The organism is Pelagibacterium halotolerans, assembly GCF_044811015.1.
GTDB lineage: Bacteria > Pseudomonadota > Alphaproteobacteria > Rhizobiales > Devosiaceae > Pelagibacterium > Pelagibacterium halotolerans_A.
In genome coordinates this window covers 1,037,291-1,057,668 of the sequence record NZ_CP085243.1, presented here as the reverse complement: position 1 = coordinate 1,057,668, position 20,378 = coordinate 1,037,291, and the positions used below count along the sequence as shown (strand labels likewise).

Sequence of the window (20,378 nt, the reverse complement as noted above, 5' to 3'; positions counted from 1 at the left end):
CGGGCCGATACAGCGGCCCAGCTTGATCAAGGAGGCTACACTGGCCGGTTCATTTTCTCCTGCCGTTCTCGCCATTGGCGCCGCTGTCGTAACCGGTGCGATTGCCGTCGGGGTCATTGCCGGGCCAGGGACAATAGCGTGCGTCGAGCGCGGTGATTTCGGCCAGTGCATGAGCGAAACCTTTCTAGGCGCAGAATCGGAGACGGTTGCGGGCATCGGGGCCCAAACCGAGGAACCGGCGGTTGAACCTGAAACCGCGACGCCCGATGCCGCACCTGACCAGGCTCAGACCGGCCCGGAAGCCGAACCCGAACCGGCAACGCTGGCAATCACCCCGAGCTTTGATCTCGTACGCGTAGAACCCGATGGATCGGCCGTGATGGCCGGCAGTGCAACGCCTGAAGGCGGTATCCAGATTTTTGCCAATGACGCGTTGATCGGCGAGGAAACGACTGAACCTTCGGGCGATTGGGCTTTTGTGACTACCGAACCGCTGCCGGCGGGGGGCGTTGAGCTGCGCGTTTTCGATTTGGCTTCGGAGCAGTTTGCTGAAACCTCGGTTGTCGTCGTGGTCCAGGACGATCGTACGAGCGAGCCGCTGGTCGTCGCTTCGACGCCGGGCGAAGCAAGCGACATCCTCCAGGGATTGAACTCTGCCGAGCCGTCCGTTGCAGAGGCGCCGCAGGCCGAAATCGAGGATAGCACAGAAGCTGTATCCGTACCGGTCCAGGACGAGGCGCCCGAACCTGCGGTTGCGCAGACGGAGACAACGGAAGACGTGGCTGAAGACGCCGCTCCGGAAGAATTGGTGGTCGCCGAGGCCGAGCCGGAGGCGGTTCCCGCCGAGGAACCCGAAGTGGTTAAGAGCGAGCCCGTCGAAGTCGCACCGACTGTGGACATTGCGCCGGAGCCAGAAGGCGAGGCACCCGAACCCGAGGCGGAACAGGTCGGTGGCACCGATGCCGCTGTGGCGGAAGCGCCTGCGGCCGAGGATGTGGCACCCGCGGAAACGGCTCAGGTGGAAACGGATGGAACTGCGGCGGAGGTTGCTGACGCTGAGGCCGATGTTCAAGTCGAGGAACCGGTAACACCGGCAGACGCGCCTGTTCCGGCGCCGGTGTCCGGTCCGGATGACGGCGAAACTGCCGGAGCGGAGGCCGCACCCGAACCAGCCGTCGCCAGCGCTGCGCCGACGGAGCCGGAAGCTGCCCCCGAAGAGCCGACAATTGTTGTCGTGCCGCCGACCATCGACGCGGTCGAGATCGACGGTGATCGCAACTTCTTCGCCGGTAGCGGCGCCAACGGCTTTGCGGTCCGCCTCTACGTCGACAACAGTCCCGTTGGCACGACTACAGTAGCGGATGGGCGCTGGCTGATTGAGGCGATCAACGTACTGACCGGAGAAAGTCACCGCATCCGCATCGACATGCTCAATCCCGACGGGTCGGTCGCGGGCAGGGCTGAGGTTAATTTCGTCGTCGATCTACTTCCGCCGGAGCCTGCAGAGCCGCAGCCAACCACGGTTGCCGACACTCCCGTGTCTGAAAATGCCGAACCCGGCACGCAGCCTCAAGAGCAGGCGCCGGCAACCGGGGAGGCAATTCAATCACCGGCAGCGGTGGAAGAACGCGCTGGCGATGACGAGCCGGCCCAACCTGTTACGAGCGCGGACGCCGAGCAGCCAGTTTCAGAAGAAGAGAGCGTGCCGACGTTGATCGGCGTCAGCGACGGCGACAGGGTCGTTTCGGGTCAGGCGATCATACGCCGGGGCGATAATCTCTGGACGATCGCCCGCCGGGTCTATGGCGAGGGTATCCGGTACACCCAGATTTATGAAGCCAACACAGACCAAATCCGCGACCCGGACCTGATCTATCCCGGTCAAGTTTTCACACTGCCAGGAACGGATATGCAAATCGGGGGCGAGGCAGAGACGGAGTAAAGGGTAGAGGGCGCTTGCGTTCCAGGTGGGTATCTTTTATCGTAATTTAACGATGGAAGAAGAAGGCATGCAACAGGACGACCTCGCAGCGATGATGCGTGCGCTGGGCCACCCGGTCCGGCTCGAAATTCTGCGCATTCTGGCACGCAAGGCACAGAACTGCTGCTGCAACGATATTACCGACTGTCTGCCACTGGCCCAAAGCACGGTGTCCCAGCATTTGAAGGTTTTGCTCGAAGCCGGAATCATCGAACGCCGCGCCAAGGGCACCCGCAACAACTATTGTGTGCGAACCGACCGCCTGGCCGCCTTCAGCGTGGCGACGCGGGACTATGTCGGAGACTTAGGCACGGTAGCGGATACCTGCGCGACCGTTCTTGATGCGGCCTCCTGACGCCATCGGGAAAACTCAACCCTCGTTACGTGCGCCTCACCGCGTGCGAGTTTAAGAGACCGAATGGCCAATACGACCACCACCTCGGTGAGCGCCGATCAGGGCGCCACCCTCGCGACCATCCGTAATCTCTGGGCCTATATGTGGCCCGCCGACCGCCCGGACCTGCGCCTTCGAGTCGTGCTCGCGCTCGGGTCCCTGACCCTGGCGAAGGCGGCGTCGACCGTGGTGCCGTTCGCCTATAAGGGCATCATCGACACGCTCGAGGGCGCCGGGAACGACCCGGCCATGCTGCTTGGCCTGGCGGTGCCCATTCTGCTCGTTATCGCCTATGGCTTGGGGCAGATTGTGGATTCGGGCTTCCAACAATTGCGTGACATCCTGTTCTCGTCCGTCGGTCAGCACGCGGTGCGCCGGCTCGCGTACCGGACCTTCGAACACATCCACAAGCTCTCGCTGCGTTTCCATCTGGCGCGGCGCACCGGTGGGCTCTCGCGCGTCATCGAGCGCGGGGTCAAGGGCATCGAGACCATCGTGCGCTTCACGATGCTCAACACCGCGCCAACACTCATCGAGTTCGTCATCGTCGGCATCGTGTTCACCGTGATGTTCGGAATTTCATACGTTTTGGTGCTGGCCGCCACGATCGTGCTCTACATCCTCTTCACCGTCCGCGCGAGCAATTGGCGCATCGCCATACGCCGTGACATGAACGAGAGCGATACCGACGCCAACGCCAAGGCCATCGACAGCCTCTTGAACTTCGAGACGGTCAAATATTTCGGCAACGAGGCGATGGAAGCGCGGCGCTACGATGCGGCGATGGCTGGCTACGAGCGTTCGGCGACGCGCATCTGGTCCTCGCTGGGCGTCCTCAATTTCGGCCAGGGCGTGATCTTCTGGGCGGGTATGATCGTCATCTCCGTCATGGCCGCTTCGGGCGTCATGGCGGGCGATTTGACGGTCGGGGACTTCGTCCTCATCAACGCCTTCATGATGCAGATCTATCGCCCTCTCAACTTCATCGGCTTCGTCTACCGCGAGATTCGGCAGGGCCTTGCCGATATAGAGGCCATGTTCGCGCTGCTCGATCAGGATCCGGAAATCGAAGACAAGCCCGGCGCTCCGGACATCGCCATCTCGGGCCCGGAGCTTCGGTTCGAGGATGTGTGGTTCCACTACGACCCGGACCGTCCCATCCTCAAGGGCGTTAGCTTCAACGTGCCGCCCGGAAAGACCATCGCAGTGGTTGGCCCATCGGGTGCGGGAAAGTCGACGATCTCTCGTCTTATCTACCGGTTTTACGATACCATCGAGGGCCGTGTCGCGATCGACGGACAGGACGTGCGTGACGTGACCCAGACCTCGCTGCGCGCTGCTATCGGCATGGTGCCGCAGGATACGGTGCTCTTTAATGACACCATAGCCTACAACATCCGCTACGGCCGGCCGGATGCTTCGGACGAGGAGGTGCGCGAAGCGGCGCTCATGGCGCAGATCTCCGACTTTATCGAAACGCTGCCGAAAGGCTACGATACGCAGGTCGGTGAGCGGGGACTGAAGCTCTCGGGTGGCGAAAAGCAGCGCGTTGCTATCGCACGCACCATTTTGAAGGCCCCACCGATCCTCATCCTCGACGAGGCGACCTCGGCGCTCGATACCCATACCGAACGCGAAATCCAGTCAGCGCTCGATACGGTTTCGAAAGGCCGCACGACGCTCGTTATTGCCCACCGGCTCTCGACCGTCGTCAACGCCGACGAAATCATTGTCCTGCGCGAAGGGTGCATCGCCGAACGTGGCACGCATGGGGAGCTCTTGGCTATCGACGGGCTTTACGCGCAGATGTGGAACCGCCAGCGCGAAGCGGCCGAGGCCACCGAGCGCCTCCGCGCCGCCCAGCGAGATCCGGAAGGGTTCCTGACCCGCGAACCTGTGGAAGCGCCGGCGGAATAAAAAAGGGCCCGCATGATGCGGGCCCAGCTTTTCGCCTTGGAGGGAGAACTTATTCGGCGGCTTGCCGGGAAACCACGGTGACCCCGTTCTTTTCGGTTTCCACGAGGCCCGTCTGATCGGGCTCGTTGGCGTTCGCGTTTGCCATCGTCTCGGGGATGACCGCGCCGTCCGGGAGAGCGACCTGGCCACCGCCTGCCGGCTGGGCTTTGGATCTGCGATCGAAGAGCCCCATGAGAGACATCCAGAGCGCTCCGAAGAACCGGGTAGTGGCCATGATCTGCTGCTTCCATAGATGCGGCGCAACCAACATGACCGGGACCACGATCAGCGTCAGCAGCGTCGAGAACGTCAGACCCGAGATGACCGCAGTCGTCAGATACGACCACCAACCACCTGACAGTCCGTTCACTTCGAGTATGCGGTTGAAGAAGTCGAAGTTAACGCCAAGGGCCATTGGAACCAGGCCCGCCACTGTTGTTACAGTCGTAAGCATGATCGGGCGCAGACGCTGCGCGCCGGTCATCAGCGTGGCCACGACTGGATCGACGTTCTCGTCGCGGAAGCGGTTGAACGTGTCGATCAGGATGATCGAGTTGTTCACCACGATACCGGCCAGCGAGACGACACCAATACCCGTCATGATCGCCGAGAACGGCTGCCCCGTAACCATCATGCCCAAGACCACACCCGCAGTCGACATGACGACTGTCGAGAGCGTCAGCAGCACCTGATAGAAGCTGTTGAACTGGGTGAGCAGGATCAGGAACATCAGGAAGATAACCGCCATGCCGGCCTGCGACAGGAATTGGTTGGTCTCCTGTGTCTGTTCGTCGGCGCCTCCGAAATCAAATGTGATCGTGGAAGGCCACTCTTGTTCGGCCATCCAGGCCTGAAGTTCGGCCACTTTCGTCGCCGTCATGACCTCTTCGCCAGTTTCCGCATCGACCCCATCGACATTGGCAAGGACGTTCATCACATAGGCTTCGTCCTCGCGGCTGATGTTAGCCACCTTGGGTGCGGCCTGGCGGTGGATGAAGTTCGACACCGGGACCAGCCCGTTCGGAGTGACGATCCGCATCGTATCGAGTGCTTCGAACGTTCGTTCGTTCTGCGGCAGGCGCACAACAATGTCGAGCGAATCGTCGGCATCGTCCGGACGGTACGACCCGATAGTCAGCCCGGAGGTGACGAGCTGAACATAGGGGCTCAATTCGCGCACGCCGATGCCGAACCGGGCTGCCATGTCGCGGTCGATGGTGACTTCCCATTCGATGCCGGGCAGGGGCCTCGTATCTTCCACGTCGATCGCATTGCCCAGATCGTTCTCGATGTAGTCGCGGACGCGCGCCACCGTCGGCCCGAGATCCTCATAGACGCTCGACCGGACCGTAAGGTTGATGTCCTTGCCGGCCGGGGGACCACCCTCTGCCTCGACAAGCTGAATGCCGACACCGGCAATATTGGCTGTACGCTCGCGAATATCGGCAAAAATCGCGCTCGCCTTGCGCCGGTCTTTCCATGGTGCGAGTTCGAGCTGCAGGTTGCCGATGGTATCGTTCGGGACCGAGGCGACCGCACCGGTAGACCCGAAATTCATGATCATCTCGCTGATGCCTTCGACTGGCATCACGGCCTGTTCCACCTCAACCATGATATCGCGGATCTGCTCGGGCGAATAGTTGCCGCGTCCGGTAACCGCCACGGTGGCGTATTCCGGCTCGACCTCGGGGAAGGCGACCATACCCGTCGGATTGGAAGCATAGGCGAAAAAGATGCCGCCAATACCGCCGAAAACAAGAACAAGCACGAGGATCGGATGTTTGACGAAAAACGCAAGCATCCGAACATAAACGCCAGCTGGTCCAGGCACATTCTTGGGATCGAAAGTGGCCGCGGCCGCGCCGGACAGCGCATCGGCACGTTCCTTCTCCGCTTGCGAAATCTTTTTGCGCGCGACCATGCCGCCGACCACGGGGATGAACACCATCGCCGTGATGAACGACGCGATCAGCGTCACGATCACGGTCATCGGCAGGTAGCTCATGAACTTGCCGATGATGCCAGGCCACAACAGCAGCGGCAGGAAAGCCGCGATCGTCGTCGCCATGGACGAAAGCACCGGAACGAACATGAGCCTGGCGGCACGGATGAAGGCTTCCTTGCGGGGCAGGCCTTCGGAAATCTTACGCTCGGAATACTCCACCATCACCACGGCGCTATCGACCAGCATACCGACGGTAAGGATGAGGCCGAACATCACCATCATCGAGATATTGATCCCCAGGAACTGCAGGATCAGGAACGCCGTCATGAATGAGATCGGAATCGAAAGCCCAATGAGCAACGCCGGCCGCAGCCCGAGCATCGCAACTGCTGCGATGATGACCAGGACGACGGCGGTGATGACCGACCCTTGAAGTGAAGTCAGCATGTCCTCGGCCGAAATTGCCTGATCGAGCATGAAGCTGACATTGATGACGCTCGGCCAGTCGGCGGTTGTCTCCGCAACGACGCGCCGGACGTTTTCGGAGTTGTCGATGATGTTGGTACCCGTGCGCTTGTTGACGCCCAGGATCAGTGCGGGCTCACCATTGGCGCGGGTATATTCGGTCGCATCCTTGAACGTGCGCTTGATGGTTGCGACATCCGAGAACGTGATGACGGTGTCGTTCACCGTCTTGAGCGGCAGCGAATAGACCTGCTCAGCGTTTTCGATGAGGCCCGGCACTTCGAGGTTGAACTGACCTTGCCCGGTGTTGAGCGAACCGGCGGGCACGACCATGTTGTTACGGTTCAGTGCATCAAGCAGTTCGCTCGTGGTCAGGCCGTAGGACTCGAGCTTCAGGAGATCGATATCGATTTCCAGTACTTCTTCGCGGGTGCCCGAAAGCGTGACTTCGCGCACCGTCGAGATACCCTCGATGGCGTCCTGGAGTTCCTCGGCGTAGGTCGTCAGGGTGCGTTCGGGCACATCGCCCGAAACGGCGACCGTGATGATCGGGAAGCCGGAAACGTCAACCTCGTGTACGGTCGGATCGTCGGCATCGCTGGGCAATTGGGACCTGGCGAGGTCCACGCGTTGCCGCGTGTCGTCCATCGCCTTGTCCTTGTCGGCATTGATGTTGAACTCGAGAAAGATCGAGGCGTGACCGGTTGTCGAGGTGGAGCGGATGTGCTCGAGATTTTCGAGATCGCGCAGCTCCTGCTCGAGCGGCCGTGCAAGCAGCGTTTCAGCGTCTGACGGCGACACGCCGGTCTGAGATACCGAGACGTACAGGTACGGTACGTCGATGTTCGGCATATTTTCCTTGGGCAGGTTGATATAGGCCGAGACGCCCGCTGCGAGTAGGACGAACATGGCCGTAAGAACCGTCTTCGGCCTCCGCAGAACGGCTTCGAGAAAATTCATCATGACAGAGCGCCCTCTTCACGGCTGACCGTGACCTGTTGCCCGGCCTGCACAAATTCCTGTCCCAAAGTAATGATGTCGATCGTCTCGGGCAGCCCGGTCACCCACATGCCCTCGCGGGTATCACGGGCCACTTCGATCGGATAGAATTCAACTGTGTCTTCATCCACGACCGCGCGCACGCCGAGCGTTCCGTCCGTGTCGAGCGTCAGAACCGACTGGGGCACTAGATGCGCCTTGATCGTCCCGGTCTGGATGAGCGCGTCCGCAGTGACACCATCCCGGATCGTGCCGTCTGCATTCGGCAATTCGATCTCAACCGTGAACGAGCGCGATGCAGGGTCCGCGGTTGCGGCGATGAACCGGACCTCGCCAAGGACCTCCTGCCCGGTAACCGTCGTCACCTGGGCCTGATCCCCTTCCGTGAGCGCACCAATGCGTGCCTCAGGCACCTGGCCGACGAAGATCATCGGGTTGAGCTGCACGACAGTCGCGCATTCGCTGCCGGCCGAAAGGTAAGCGCCCAACTCGCTCATTGGCTCCTGCACCACGCCGGAAATCGTCGCGGTGATCTCGGTGCGCTCCAATTCGGCCAATGCTTGTTCATACGCTGCTTGAGCGGAGGCAAGAGCAACCTCGTATTGGCGAGCCGTATTGGGCGCTGCAACTCCACGTTCGCGGAGTTGCGTGTTATTATCGAGATCAGCCTGAGCCTGAGCGAGCTGGGCTTCGGCCTGCGCCAGGGAGGCCCGGCGCGTGCCTTGGTCGAGTGTGCACAGAAGGTCGCCTGCAGCGACCGTCTGTCCCTTGGTGACGTGCATTTCTTCGACATTGCCGCTGGTTTCAGCGCGCACAGCGACGGCAGCGTTGGCCTCGGTGCGGCCGCGCAGCTGAATGATTTGCGGCATATCCTGAGCAGTATAGGTCGAAACACGAACCGACTGGAGGGGATCTTCGACCTCCGCCTGGGCAACTGCGGTGATCGGCTCTTCAGCGCTCTCATCCACCGGCTGGAGAATCCCTACGGCTTCGAGAGCCGGACGCAGCGGCCCATCTTCGCCCTCAATCGCGTCGATCAACGGCTGTTCGCCGTTGCCGGCCCCTTGGCCGCCTTCGATGAGCGTGCCCGAAATCATCCAGGCGGCAATGCCCAGGACGATTAGAAAAGCCAGGCCGTAAGATCTTAAAAAACGCATGGACGGCAGTCCCCACAATAGCGCCACGTCATTTTACGGCGAGACAACACCGCGCGCGGCATTCCAAACCTTGGTTCGATTCTAGTGTACTACTAATCTATAACACTAAATCGCATTCAGCCGCAAGCGGCACTTATTCGGCGGCGGACGCAAGGGCGTCGGACGGCCGGGCTGTCGCAATCAACTCATCCATGTGGGCATTGAGTTCATCGCGTGCAACAGATAGACAAGTTTGACCATAGCGTAGCAGCCATGCATCGTTGGAATGGCTAGCAGACGGGTCGGCATTCAGTTCGGCTTTGAATTTCGCAAGATCGTCGAGCTTTGCGTCGAGCCGCGCGATCTGCTCCTTGATTCGTTTTTCCACCAGATCTGCCGGCAGCAAATGCGCATATCGAACGAACAGGAGGAATGGACTGCGATAAACCTCGTCTCCGAGCGGCTCGCTCAGGGCTTCAACGAACGCCGAGCGCCCGGCATCGGTGATCGCATACATCTTTTTCGAAGGCTTGCCGTCCTGATGTTCAACGCGACTCGTCACGAGTCCTTCGTCTTCCAGTCGCGAAAGGGCTGGATAGATCGACCCATAGCTGGCGTCGACGAAATAGGCGCATTCGCCTTCGGTGCACATTTTCCGGATTTCGTACCCACTCGCTTCCCGCTCATGGAGAATCGAAAGGCACAGTGTGCGGACGTTCATATCGGATAGCCATCCATATGCTGGTCGAGAATATGGTAGCTCTATATATGACCTTTGTGGATATGGCAATCCGAAGGATAAAATTTGAGCGCTCTACCTTAACGAGCGATTGGCAACACGCGCATATAAATTTGAATAAAGCCTAATCAGCCCTTAATGGCGATGTCGAGTCCCAGGTCGAGCGGAATCGCTGCCATGGTGATCCGGCTGGTCGAGATGTAGTCGACGCCGGATTCGGCAATAGACGCGACCCTTTCGAGCGTGACATTGCCCGAGGCTTCAAGCTTGGCGCGTCCGGCCGTGAGCGCAACGGCCTCGCGCAGAACCTCGTTGCTCATATTGTCGAGGAGAACAGCTTCGGCCCCTGCATCGAGCGCCTCGGCGAGCTGGGTGAGCGTGTCGACCTCGACCTCGATTGCGACCAGGTGTCCGGCAAATGTCCGCGCTGCGGCAACGGCTTCGGTGACGCTTCCGGCAACGGCGATATGGTTGTCCTTGATCAGGATCGCGTCATCGAGCCCGTAGCGATGGTTGTGTCCGCCGCCGCACCGGACGGCGTATTTCTCGAGCGCGCGCAAGCCTGGCGTGGTTTTGCGCGTGCAACAGATATGGGCAGGGGTATGTGACACGGCGTCGGCAAAGCGGCGTGTGAGCGTTGCGATGCCGCTAAGATGCGTCATGAAATTGAGCGCGGTGCGCTCGGCGGCGAGCACGAGTCGCGCATTGCCCGACACTTGAAGCACGGCGGTGCCCGCCTCGACCCTATCTCCGTCGCGGAGGAAAGTCTCTACGCTAAGCCCGTCCCCGATTGCGGAGAAGGCTGCGAGCGCGCAATCGAGGCCGCAGATGACGCCGGATTCCCGCGCATTGATCCGCGCGACCGCCGTCGCATTCGGTCCGATGGTGGCTTGTGACGTAATATCGCCTGCCTGCCCAAGGTCTTCGGCGAAGGCCATGCGAACGGCGGCTTCAACGATATGCCGGGGCAGGGTGGGCGGATGGGGGATCGGTGCGGCGGTCATAAGTGTTAACAGGCCCTTAGAGCCTGACCCAAAAGTCCGACGGGTCGGCTTGGCGGGTCTTTGTTGGTTGGAATCGAGAGGGAATTTTAGCCAATATGTCCAATATTGCCCAAAATTCCCTCTCGATTCCAACCAAAAATCCCTCGCCAATCCTCAGCCGCGGACTTTTGGGTCAGGCCCTAGCTCAGCCCGCTTTCGGCGAGGTTATGCGGGCCGACATTGTTGATATCGCGCTCCCCGCAAAGCGCCATCGTGATATCGAGCTCCTTGCGGATGATCTCGAGCGCCTTGGCGACGCCTTTCTGGCCGCCCGCGCCGACGCCATAGAGCCACGCGCGCCCGATATAGACGCCCTTGGCCCCAAGGCACAACGCGCGCAGGACGTCCTGCCCCGACCGGATGCCGCCATCCATATGCACTTCGATCTTGTCGCCGACCGCATCGACGATTCCCGGCAGCGCGGCAATCGAGGACGGTGCGCCGTCAAGCTGCCGCCCGCCATGGTTCGAAACCACGATCGCGTCCGCGCCAGTAGATACCGCCATCTTGGCGTCCTCGGGATCCATGATACCTTTGAGGATAACCTTGCCGCCCCAACGTTCCTTGATCCATTCGATGTCCGACCAGTTGAGCTGGGGGTCGAACTGCTCGGCAGTCCAGGATGAGAGCGACGAGAGATCGCCCACATTCTTGGCGTGTCCGACGATGTTGCGGAAGGTATGCCGACGCGTGCCCAGCATGGAGAGGCACCACTGCGGCCGGGTCGCAAGCTGCATGACTGTGTTGAGATTGATCTTGGGTGGGGCGGACAGCCCGTTGCGCAAATCCTTGTGACGCTGGCCGAGAATTTGCAGGTCGAGCGTAATCACGAGCGCCGAGCAATTAGCCGCCTTGGCCCGGTCGATGAGGTTGGCGATGAAATCGCGGTCTTTCATCATATAGAGCTGGAACCAAAACGGTTTACCGCCAATCGCTTCGGAAACGTCTTCGATCGAGCAGATGCTCATCGTTGAAAGCGTGAAGGGAATGCCGGCCTCGACAGCGGCCTTGGCCCCGAGCATTTCCCCGTCCGGATGCTGCATCCCGCCGAAGCCTGTCGGCGCAATGGCGACCGGCATCGACACGTCCTCGCCGATCATTTTGCTCGCAAGCGTTCGGTTGGTCATGTCAACCGCGACCCGCTGGCGGAAGAGGATCTTTTGGAAATCCTCCTCGTTGGCGCGGTAGGTGCTTTCGGTCCACGATCCCGAATCCGCATAATCGAAGAACATGCGCGGCACGCGCCGGCGCGCTTTGTCCATCAGATCGTGGATTGTATAGGCGTTCATTCTTTTCCCCCACCCGATTGGTGTTTCCCGACGAGCCAGCGCGTCCTGTGTAGCCTGCATCAATGCCGGGGGGAAGGACGCTATTGTCGCGTCCCCCAGGGATACCCAACATCAGGTACTAGGGTAGGTCCCGCTGAACCGCTCCATTGCGAACGGCGTGATGTCGACTACCGGCTTTTCACCCGTCATGACCTCGGCGAGAACCCGTCCGGTCGCGGGTCCGAGCGTGAACCCGTGATGTGCGTGCCCGATCGCGACCCAGAGCCCGCGATGCTTGGGTGCAGCGCCGATGATAGGCATCATGTCCGGCGTGCAGGGGCGGGCACCCTTCCACGGCTGCGGATCGAGCCGTTCACCCAGATCGATGAGCCCGCGCGCCGCTCTTTCCGCACGCCCGAGCTGGATCGGCGTCGGCGCGGCATCCCGCGGCGCGAATTCCGCCCCGGTCGTCAGCCTGACGCCCTTTTGCATGGGCGCTAGCAGATAACCCACCTCGGCATCAAGCAACCAGTTTTTGAGCGGCTGACTTTCGGGCTGACGGTAGTGCATGTGGTACCCGCGCTTGACGAACAGCGGCAACCGGTAGCCCAGCGGATCGAGGATTTCCTGCGCCCACGGCCCGAGGGCAATCACGATTTCGCGGCCCCGATACGGCCCCGCACCCGTCTCGACGCTCCACCCGGTGCTGTCCTGGGTGACGCCTTTAATCTCGGTTGTCGCAACCTCGCCACCTAACCCTGCATAAAGCCGTGCATAGGCCGAAACCAGCGCGCCCGGATCGCGGACGGTCCATGGATCGAGCCAGTGCACCGCACCGGCAAGCCGCAACTTGAGCCCAGGCTCGATTTGCGCCATCTCGGCACCGTCCACGACCTCATAATGAATGCCATACTCATCATGATCAGCCTGCGCCTTGCGCACCTCTGCCTTAAGCACCGTGTCCGTGCGGAACGCCAGATACCAGCCGTTCTTGACGATCAGGTCTTCTGCGCCCGCCGCCGCAATGAAATCGGCATGCGCGTCGATCGACTGCCCGATCAGCGGCGCATAGCTTTTAACGATCGCCTTGTAGCTCTCGGGCGAGGATTTCCACCAATACCGCGCCAGCGCCGGCGCAAACCGGGGTAGCGATAACGGATCGTATCGCGCTGCCGTACTCAGATGCAGCCCCACCTGTACCAGCGTCGCCAGATCGCGCGGGAAGGGATGCGGGCGCACACCCTCGCGCTGGATGATCCCGGCATTACCGAAGGAGGTTTCCTGCCCCGGCGCGCGCCGATCGATGAGCAATACCGAACGGCCACGCCGCACGAGGTGAATGGCCGTCGAAACGCCAACCATTCCAGCGCCCAAAACAATTACGTCATGTGTCATGGAGATTAGGGCCTAACAAAGGAGGGCCGGGTCCGATGCGCCGGACCCGGACGAAGTTAATTGACCGTCGCTCCGCCGGTTTCTCGCGCTTTTTCCTCATCCCACCACCAGATCGTGGGGAAACCGATGGAATAGGTCGGCAGCGTCTCGGGATGGCTGAACCGGTTCCATCGTGCCGTCCGCGCATAGGTGATCACATAGCTTGGCACGATAAAATGGTGCGCGAGCAGCACGCGGTCGAGCGCCTTGGTCGCTGCTTCGAGCGTTTCCCTGTCGTCGGCAAAGACGATCTTGTCGATGAGCGCATCGATGCCTGGATCGGCAATGCCGAGATAGTTCCGCGAACTCTCCACATCCGCCGATCCTGAGCCCCAGAACCCGCGCTGCTCGTTCCCCGGAGAGAGCGATTGTGCCCACGAGACGTAGGTCACCTCGAAATCCCTGTTGCGCAGGCGATTGACATATTGCGGGGAATCCACCGAACGCACGGTCACATTGGCACCGATCCGGTTAAGATTGTCCGCCAGATGCAGCGCGACCGGCTCGATAGTCGGGCCATTGAGGAGAATTTCGAAGCTGAACTGTTCACCATTGGCGTCGACCAGCCTGTCGCCGTCCAAGGTATAGCCGGCTTCGGCAAACAGTTCGAGCGCAGTCCGCAGGTTCTCGCGCAGCGCCTCTTCGGACCCTCCGGTGGGATTTGTATAGCGCTCGGTGAAAACGGAAGAAGGCACCATGTCGCGCACCTCTTCGAGGATTTCCAGTTCCTCGCCCTGGGGCAGGCCTTCATGACGGAGATCAGAGCTATAGAAATAGGAATCGACGCGCTCGTACTGGCCGTAAAACAACGTCCGGTTGAGTTCCTCGAAATCGAAGGCGTAGTTGACCGCCTCGCGTACGCGCGGATCGGAGAATTTATCGAGCCGCAGATTGAACCCGAACCCGACCATCACACCCGAGTCGCGATAGGGCTCCTCGAACTCCTCAAGGATCACCCGGCCTTGCTGAACCGCAGGGAAATCGTAGGCCGTCGCCCAGCGGCGGGCCTGGTTCTCGGTCCACCAGTCGAATTCGTCGCCTTTAAATGCTTCGAACATGACCGTGGTGTCGCGGAAATATTCCACCCTGTACTCATCGAAATTGTTCTGCCCCACATTGACGGGGTGGTCCGCGGCCCAATAATCGTCGCGGCGCGCGAATGTGACGGTGCGGCCGGGGACGAAGCTGTCCAGGGCGTAGGGTCCCGATCCCATGGGTGGTTCGAGTGTCGAGGCACCGATATCGCGCGGCTCTCCATTGGCATCGGTACCCTCCCACCAGTGCTGTGGGAGGACCAGAAGCTCGCTCATAATGAAGGGTAGCTCGCGATTATCGGTTTCACTGAAATTGAAGGTGATTTGTCCCGGCTCGGGGATCACGATATCGCTGACGCTGGCGTAGTATTCTCCGTAAAACGGATTGAGTTCAGTGAGCTTTTCGAAGCTCCACTTGACGTCTTCGGCGGTGATGGGCTCTCCATCCGCCCAGCGCGCATCAGGGTCGATGCGGAAGGTGACCGAGGAAAAGTCGTCGGGATAACGAACGGCGTCCGCTATGAGACCGTAATGCGCTGAAAGCTCGTCGGCCGAGAGGGCGAAAAGCGTCTCGTAGACCAGACCGAGCCCGCTTGCCGGTTCACCCTGCGTGAGGATGGGATTGAATGTATCGAACGATCCCAGCGCTGAAACCCGCACGACCCCGCCCTTGGGCGCATCGGGATTGACGTAGTCGAAATGTTCAAAGCCTTCAGAGTATTTCGGAGCGCTGCCGTCGATCGTATAGGCGCTCAGCCAGCCGCTGTCGTTGTCCTGCGCGGTAGCCGGTACCGCAAGCGCGCCCACAATGGCGAAACTCAAGGCAAGGGCGTGAAATTTCATCGCTGTCTCCTCTTCCGTTGTGCGGGCCGCCAGGCTTGATCTTAACGCAGAGCGTCCGGTCGTGGCGATATCATTTCAGGAGGTTCTGCCGTCCTCCAGTGCCGCCGCGAGAAGCGTGCGGGTATATTCGTGTTTCGGTGCGTCGAAAATCTGTGCCGTCGGCCCCCGCTCGACTGCCTTGCCCTCATGCATCACCATCACCTCGCTGGCGAGCGCACGCACGACTTTGAGGTTGTGCGAAATGAAGACATAGGTGAGCCCGCGCCGCGCCTGCAAATCGCGCAGGAGCCTCACAATCTGTGTCTGCACGCTCATATCGAGCGCCGATGTCGGCTCGTCGAGAATGATGAAATCCGGTTCCAGCACCAATGTCCGTGCAATCGCGATACGCTGGCGTTGCCCGCCGGAGAACTCGTGCGGATAGCGGTCGTGGCTGGCGGGGTCGATGCCCACTTCTTCGAGGACACGCGAAACGGCGGCTTCCCGTTCCCTCCTCGTCATATGGGGCATATGCACGGCCATTCCTTCGGCGACGATATCGCCCACCGTCATGCGCGGTGAGAGTGAGCCATAAGGATCCTGGAAAACCACCTGCATGTGCCGCCGGAACGGGCGCATGGCCTTGGAGGGGACATTCTGGATGTCCTTGCCCTGGAAGACGATCCGCCCTTTCGAAGAGACCAGCCGCAGCAATGCCAGCCCGAGCGTCGTTTTGCCCGAGCCGGATTCGCCAACTATCCCGAGCGTTTGTCCTTCACGGACGGCGAGGTCAATCCCGTCGACGGCTTTGACGTGCCCCACAGTCCGCCGGAAGACGCCGCGCTTGATCGGGAACCAGACCTTGAGGTCATCCGCACGCATGACGATGTCGCGCGAAAGGTCCACCGGCGGCGGTGCTTCGGCCAACTCCGACGCGAGCAGGTGTTTGGTATAGGCATGTTGCGGATTGCTAAAGAGCGTGCCGGTCTCCGCACTCTCGACGATTTCTCCGTTCTGCATGACGCATACGCGATCTGCCATGCGCCTGACGATGCCGAGATCATGGGTGATGAAGAGCATCGCCATGCCCATCTTCTTCTGAACATCGCGCAGAAGGTCGAGGATCTGCGCCTGCACCGTGACATCGAGCGCGGTGGTCGGTTCGTCGGCGATGAGGAGGTCCGGCTCGTTCGCCAGGGCCATGGCGATCATCACACGTTGGCGCTGTCCGCCCGAGAGTTGGTGAGGGAAGGCGTTGAGCCGTGTTTCGGGGTTGGAAATACCCACGGCGTCCAGGAGTTCGAGCACGCGCTTGCGCGCCGCCGTCTTCGAAAGCCCAATATGGGTGAACAGAACCTCGCTGATCTGCCGCTCGATGGTGTGGAGCGGATTGAGCGAGGTCATCGGCTCCTGGAAGATCATCGAAATGTCGTTGCCCCGCACGCGGCGCAAATCCTTGTCGGGTAGAGCGAGCAGGTCGCGGCCCTTGAAGACGATTTCCCCTTGCTTATGCTGCGCCGAAGGGTAGGGCAGCAGCTTGAGCACGGAGAGTGCCGTCACGGATTTGCCCGAGCCCGATTCCCCGACGAGCGCGACCGTCTCTCCGGGCGCGATGTCGAAACTCACCGACTTGACGGCTTCGATCGTCCGCCCGCCAAGCGCGAAATCGACATCGAGGTTGCGGATTGAAAGCAGGGGCTCGGTCATGGTGCTCATGCGAATGTCTTGCGCGCGTCGAACGCGTCGCGCACCGCTTCGCCGGCAAAGACGAGCAGGCTTAGCATGATGGAAATCGAGGCAAAACCCGTGAGCCCGAGCCATGGCGCCTGCAGGTTGTTTTTGCCCTGCGCGAGCAGTTCCCCCAGTGAGGGCGAACCCGGCGGCATGCCAAAGCCGAGGAAGTCGAGCGAGGTGAGCGTCGTAATCGAGCCCCCGAGAATGAACGGCATGAAGGTGATCGTCGCCACCATGGCGTTGGGCAGCAGGTGCCGGAACATGATGGTTCGGTTGTTGACCCCGAGCGCCCGCGCCGCATTGATGTATTCGAAATTCCGACCGCGCAGGAACTCCGCGCGCACGATCCCCACCAGTGCCACCCAGGAAAACAAGAGCAGAATCACGATCAGGATCCAAAAGTTGGGCGCGATGACGCTCGATATGATGAGGATAAGATAAAGCGCGGGGATCGATGACCAGATTTCGATGAAGCGTTGGAACAAGAGGTCCGTCCAGCCCCCGAAATATCCCTGCACAGCGCCCGCAGCGACCCCGATGATCGACGAGAGTACGGTGAGCACCACGCCGAACAGTACAGATATGCGGAACCCGTATATGAGCCGCGCAAACACGTCGCGGCCCTGATCGTCTGTCCCCAGAATGTGCATGTTGCCGAGGACGCAGTCCGGAGAACTCGCGCCTTCGGAATATCGCGCACAGGCGTCTTCCCGGCTCATCATCCAGCTCGGAGGCGCAGGGTTGGGAACGGGAAGGGCGCTGTCTTTGGTGCGGTACGAGTAGCGGAAAAGCGGCCAGATCATCCAGCCGTTTTCGTTGATCTCGTCCTGGATGAAGCGAGAGCGGTATTGCGTTTGAGCAAGGAACCCGCCGAATTTCGTCTCGGGATAATTGATGACCGCCGGAAACAGCACCTGCCCTTGTAGTAGGCGACAAGCGGTTTGTCGTTGGTAATCGCCTCCGCGCATAGCGAAACCGCGACGAGGATCAGGAACAGCCAGAACGAGACGTACCCGCGCGTGTTCTTGCGGAAATTGTCAAGCCTGCGCCTGTTGATCGGGGAAAGAGCCACCTAAACCTCCCGCGACTCGAAGTCGATGCGCGGGTCGATCCACATATAGGTGAGATCGGAGATCAGTCCGATGATCAGTCCGAGAAGAGAGAAGACGTAGAGCGTTGCGAAAATAACCGGATAGTCGCGGTTGAGAACGGATTCAAAGCCCAACAGTCCCAGACCGTCGAGCGTGAAGATCGTTTCGATAAGAAGCGATCCGCTGAAGAACGCGCCGATGAATGCGCCAGGAAAGCTCGCGATGATGAGCAGCATCGCGTTGCGGAAGACGTGGCGGTAGAGCACGCGGCGCTCCGAAAGGCCTTTCGCACGGGCGGTGACGACGTATTGCTTGCGGATTTCGTCGAGGAAGGAATTCTTGGTCAGAAGCGTCGTTGTCGCGAATGCGCCAACAGCCATGGCGATGATCGGCAAGGTCAAGTGCCAGAAATAATCGAGCACCTGCATATGGAAGGGCAGGGACGCGAAATTGTCCGAGGTCAGTCCGCGCAATGGGAAGATCGACCAGAACGAGCCTCCGGCAAACAGGATAATGAGCAGTATGGCGAAGAGAAAGCCGGGGATGGCATAGCCCATGATGATGATACCGGAGGTCCAGACGTCGAACCGCGAGCCGTCGCGCACGGCCTTGGCAATCCCCAGCGGAACGGAAATCCCGTACGATATCAACGTCATCCAGAGCCCGAGCGAGATCGAGACGGGCATTTTTTCGAGTACCAGATCGACCACGGAGATATCGCGGAAATAGGATTCTCCGAAATCGAACCGCAGATAGTCCCAGATCATTGTGAAAAAGCGTTCGAGCGGCGGCTTGTCGAAGCCATACTGAGCCTCGAGCTGAGCGATGAATTGCGGAGAAAGCCCGCGTGCCCCGCGATAGGTGCTACCCTCGCCACTATCCTCTCCGCCCGAAGCGTCGATACCTTGCCCCGCAAAATCGCCTTCGACCGTGCCGGTAACGCGCGTCAGGGCATCGACATTGGTGCCGCTCATCCGGGCGATCATCTGTTCGATCGGACCACCTGGTGCAAACTGAATGACGAGGAACGAAATAGCCATGATCCCGAAGATCGTCGGGATCATCAGCAAGAGGCGTCGCAGGATATAGGCGCCCATCGAAACTCCGTTTCACGGTCCGGTTGCATACGCCGGTTCTAACGGCGAACGCGGACTTCAACCATGTCGTTTTTGTTACAGGCGTAAAAGGGGAAAAAATACGACGGGCACGGATATTTGAGGTGGCCGCGAGCCAGCTCTTTGAGCGGTGCCTTCGATCGCCATACCGCCGCTCGGACGGCGTGCGTGTCGTGATGCTGCCGGGAAGTCCCTGCCCCAAAACCTGATCCCTCCAATCGGGACCAGCTAGGCTCAGGACCTATTAATTTGATGTGAGATGTGATTCAGGGTCTCCGATGAAGGAGGTCCTGATGAGTGATTTGTTTCTGTTGAGCGAGCGCCAGATGGCGCGGATATCACCGTATTTCCCGCTTTCCCACGGCATTCCGCGGGTTGACGACCGGCGGGTGGTTAGCGGCATCATCTACGTGATCAGGAACGGCCTGCAGTGGAAGGACGCACCAAGCGGGTATGGCCCGCACAAGACGCTCTACAATCGCTTCATTCGCTGGAGCCGGCTGGGCGTGTTCGACAGGATCTTTGCAGCGCTGGCCGGCGAAGGGCCGCAACCCGAGCGCATCATGATCGACGCCACGCATCTGAAGGCCCACCGCACCGCGGCGAGCCTTCTTAAAAAGGGGATGTTCCCCGTCGTATCGGGCGGACGAAAGGCGGGCTGAACTCCAAGCTGCACGCCGTTTGCGACGCCGAGGGCCGGCCGCTGATACTGCTTTTGAGCGAAGGCCAGATGAGCGACCACAAGGGCGCCAGGCTCTTGCTCGACGTGCTGCCGTCCGCCGACAGCCTGCTTGGCGACAAGGGTTACGACAGCAATTGGTTCCGCCAAGCTCTCGCTGACAGGGGCATCGAGCCATGCATTCCGCCGACCAAAAGCCGCAAGCAGCCGATCGACTACGACAAAGCGCTCTATCGCCAGCGCCATAGAATTGAGAACATGTTCGGCAAGCTCAAGGACTGGCGGCGCATCGCTACCCGCTACGATCGATGCGCTCACACCTTCTTTTCAGCCATCTGCATCGCCGCAACCGTCATCTTCTGGCTCTGATTAACGAGTCCTGAGCCTAAATTGGTCTGTAAAAAATGGGGCCGTTCACCCGTAAAGTCTCCTTATGAATCGCTCAGGTATAAGTATTCTCCAGTATAGAAGTTTGTTTCTGCGGGGCGTTTTGGGTTCAGAGGGAATAAGTATTTCCATGTAGCGAGCATTTCACGACGCTGT

At 60.3% G+C, this 20,378-nt stretch carries 13 protein-coding genes and 1 pseudogene; 4 read left to right on the top strand and 10 right to left on the bottom strand.

The genetic code is table 11. The annotated features are described in order from the left end of the window. The first annotated feature begins 22 nt into the window (after positions 1–22). The 3 genes from LG281_RS05190 to LG281_RS05180 all read left to right on the top strand — a co-directional run bounded on the left by LG281_RS05190 (position 23) and on the right by LG281_RS05180 (position 4,292). Positions 23–1,942 (top strand): LysM peptidoglycan-binding domain-containing protein, encoded by a 1,920-nt coding sequence (locus LG281_RS05190; RefSeq protein ID WP_404405041.1) that lies wholly within the window; start codon positions 23–25, stop codon positions 1,940–1,942. A gap of 67 nt (positions 1,943–2,009) precedes the next feature. Continuing rightward, complete coding sequence (locus tag LG281_RS05185; protein WP_404405039.1) at positions 2,010–2,336, top strand: ArsR/SmtB family transcription factor; 327 nt, start codon at positions 2,010–2,012, stop codon at positions 2,334–2,336. Between the two features lie 63 nt (positions 2,337–2,399). Beyond that, positions 2,400–4,292 carry an ABCB family ABC transporter ATP-binding protein/permease gene (locus tag LG281_RS05180; protein WP_404405037.1) on the top strand — a complete coding sequence of 631 codons (1,893 nt, stop codon included), beginning with the start codon at positions 2,400–2,402 and terminating at the stop codon, positions 4,290–4,292. 49 nt (positions 4,293–4,341) lie between these two features. On the opposite strand, the gene LG281_RS05175 is transcribed toward LG281_RS05180, so the two are convergent. The 10 genes and pseudogenes from LG281_RS05175 to LG281_RS05130 form a co-directional block, all read right to left on the bottom strand. Further along, complete coding sequence (locus LG281_RS05175) at positions 4,342–7,704, bottom strand: efflux RND transporter permease subunit (protein ID WP_404405035.1); 3,363 nt, start codon at positions 7,702–7,704, stop codon at positions 4,342–4,344. Further along, entirely contained in the window at positions 7,701–8,897 is a 1,197-nt protein-coding gene (locus tag LG281_RS05170) for an efflux RND transporter periplasmic adaptor subunit (protein ID WP_404405033.1), read from the bottom strand. The genes LG281_RS05175 and LG281_RS05170 overlap by 4 nt, the downstream gene beginning before the upstream one ends. A 133-nt stretch (positions 8,898–9,030) precedes the next feature. Continuing rightward, entirely contained in the window at positions 9,031–9,597 is a 567-nt protein-coding gene (locus tag LG281_RS05165) for a helix-turn-helix transcriptional regulator (protein WP_404405031.1), read from the bottom strand. A gap of 146 nt (positions 9,598–9,743) precedes the next feature. Further along, positions 9,744–10,619, bottom strand: a complete 876-nt coding sequence (gene nadC, locus LG281_RS05160) for a carboxylating nicotinate-nucleotide diphosphorylase (protein WP_404405029.1) — start codon at positions 10,617–10,619, stop codon at positions 9,744–9,746. Between the two features lie 179 nt (positions 10,620–10,798). Continuing rightward, positions 10,799–11,947, bottom strand: a complete 1,149-nt coding sequence (locus LG281_RS05155; protein WP_404405027.1) for an L-lactate dehydrogenase — start codon at positions 11,945–11,947, stop codon at positions 10,799–10,801. A gap of 111 nt (positions 11,948–12,058) precedes the next feature. Further along, positions 12,059–13,321: an NAD(P)/FAD-dependent oxidoreductase gene (locus LG281_RS05150; protein WP_404405025.1), complete on the bottom strand. Its 1,263-nt coding sequence runs from the start codon at positions 13,319–13,321 to the stop codon at positions 12,059–12,061. 56 nt (positions 13,322–13,377) lie between these two features. Then, positions 13,378–15,237 (bottom strand): extracellular solute-binding protein, encoded by a 1,860-nt coding sequence (locus LG281_RS05145; protein WP_404405023.1) that lies wholly within the window; start codon positions 15,235–15,237, stop codon positions 13,378–13,380. A gap of 75 nt (positions 15,238–15,312) precedes the next feature. Beyond that, a complete protein-coding gene (locus LG281_RS05140) occupies positions 15,313–16,932 on the bottom strand; it encodes an ABC transporter ATP-binding protein (protein WP_404405021.1) in 1,620 nt (539 codons plus the stop codon). After that, positions 16,929–18,022 (bottom strand): annotated as a pseudogene (locus LG281_RS05135) (ABC transporter permease). Before LG281_RS05135 ends, LG281_RS05140 begins: the two are co-directional and overlap by 4 nt. After that, positions 18,023–19,138, bottom strand: a complete 1,116-nt coding sequence (locus LG281_RS05130; RefSeq protein ID WP_404405019.1) for a microcin C ABC transporter permease YejB — start codon at positions 19,136–19,138, stop codon at positions 18,023–18,025. Positions 19,139–19,449: 311 nt separating this feature from the next. Here LG281_RS05130 and LG281_RS05125 point away from each other — a divergent pair. After that, a protein-coding gene (locus tag LG281_RS05125) for an IS5 family transposase (RefSeq protein ID WP_404400331.1) occupies positions 19,450–20,204 on the top strand; the annotation gives its coding sequence in 2 pieces (ribosomal slippage) (positions 19,450–19,783 and positions 19,783–20,204; 756 coding nt in all). The last annotated feature ends 174 nt before the right edge of the window (positions 20,205–20,378 follow it).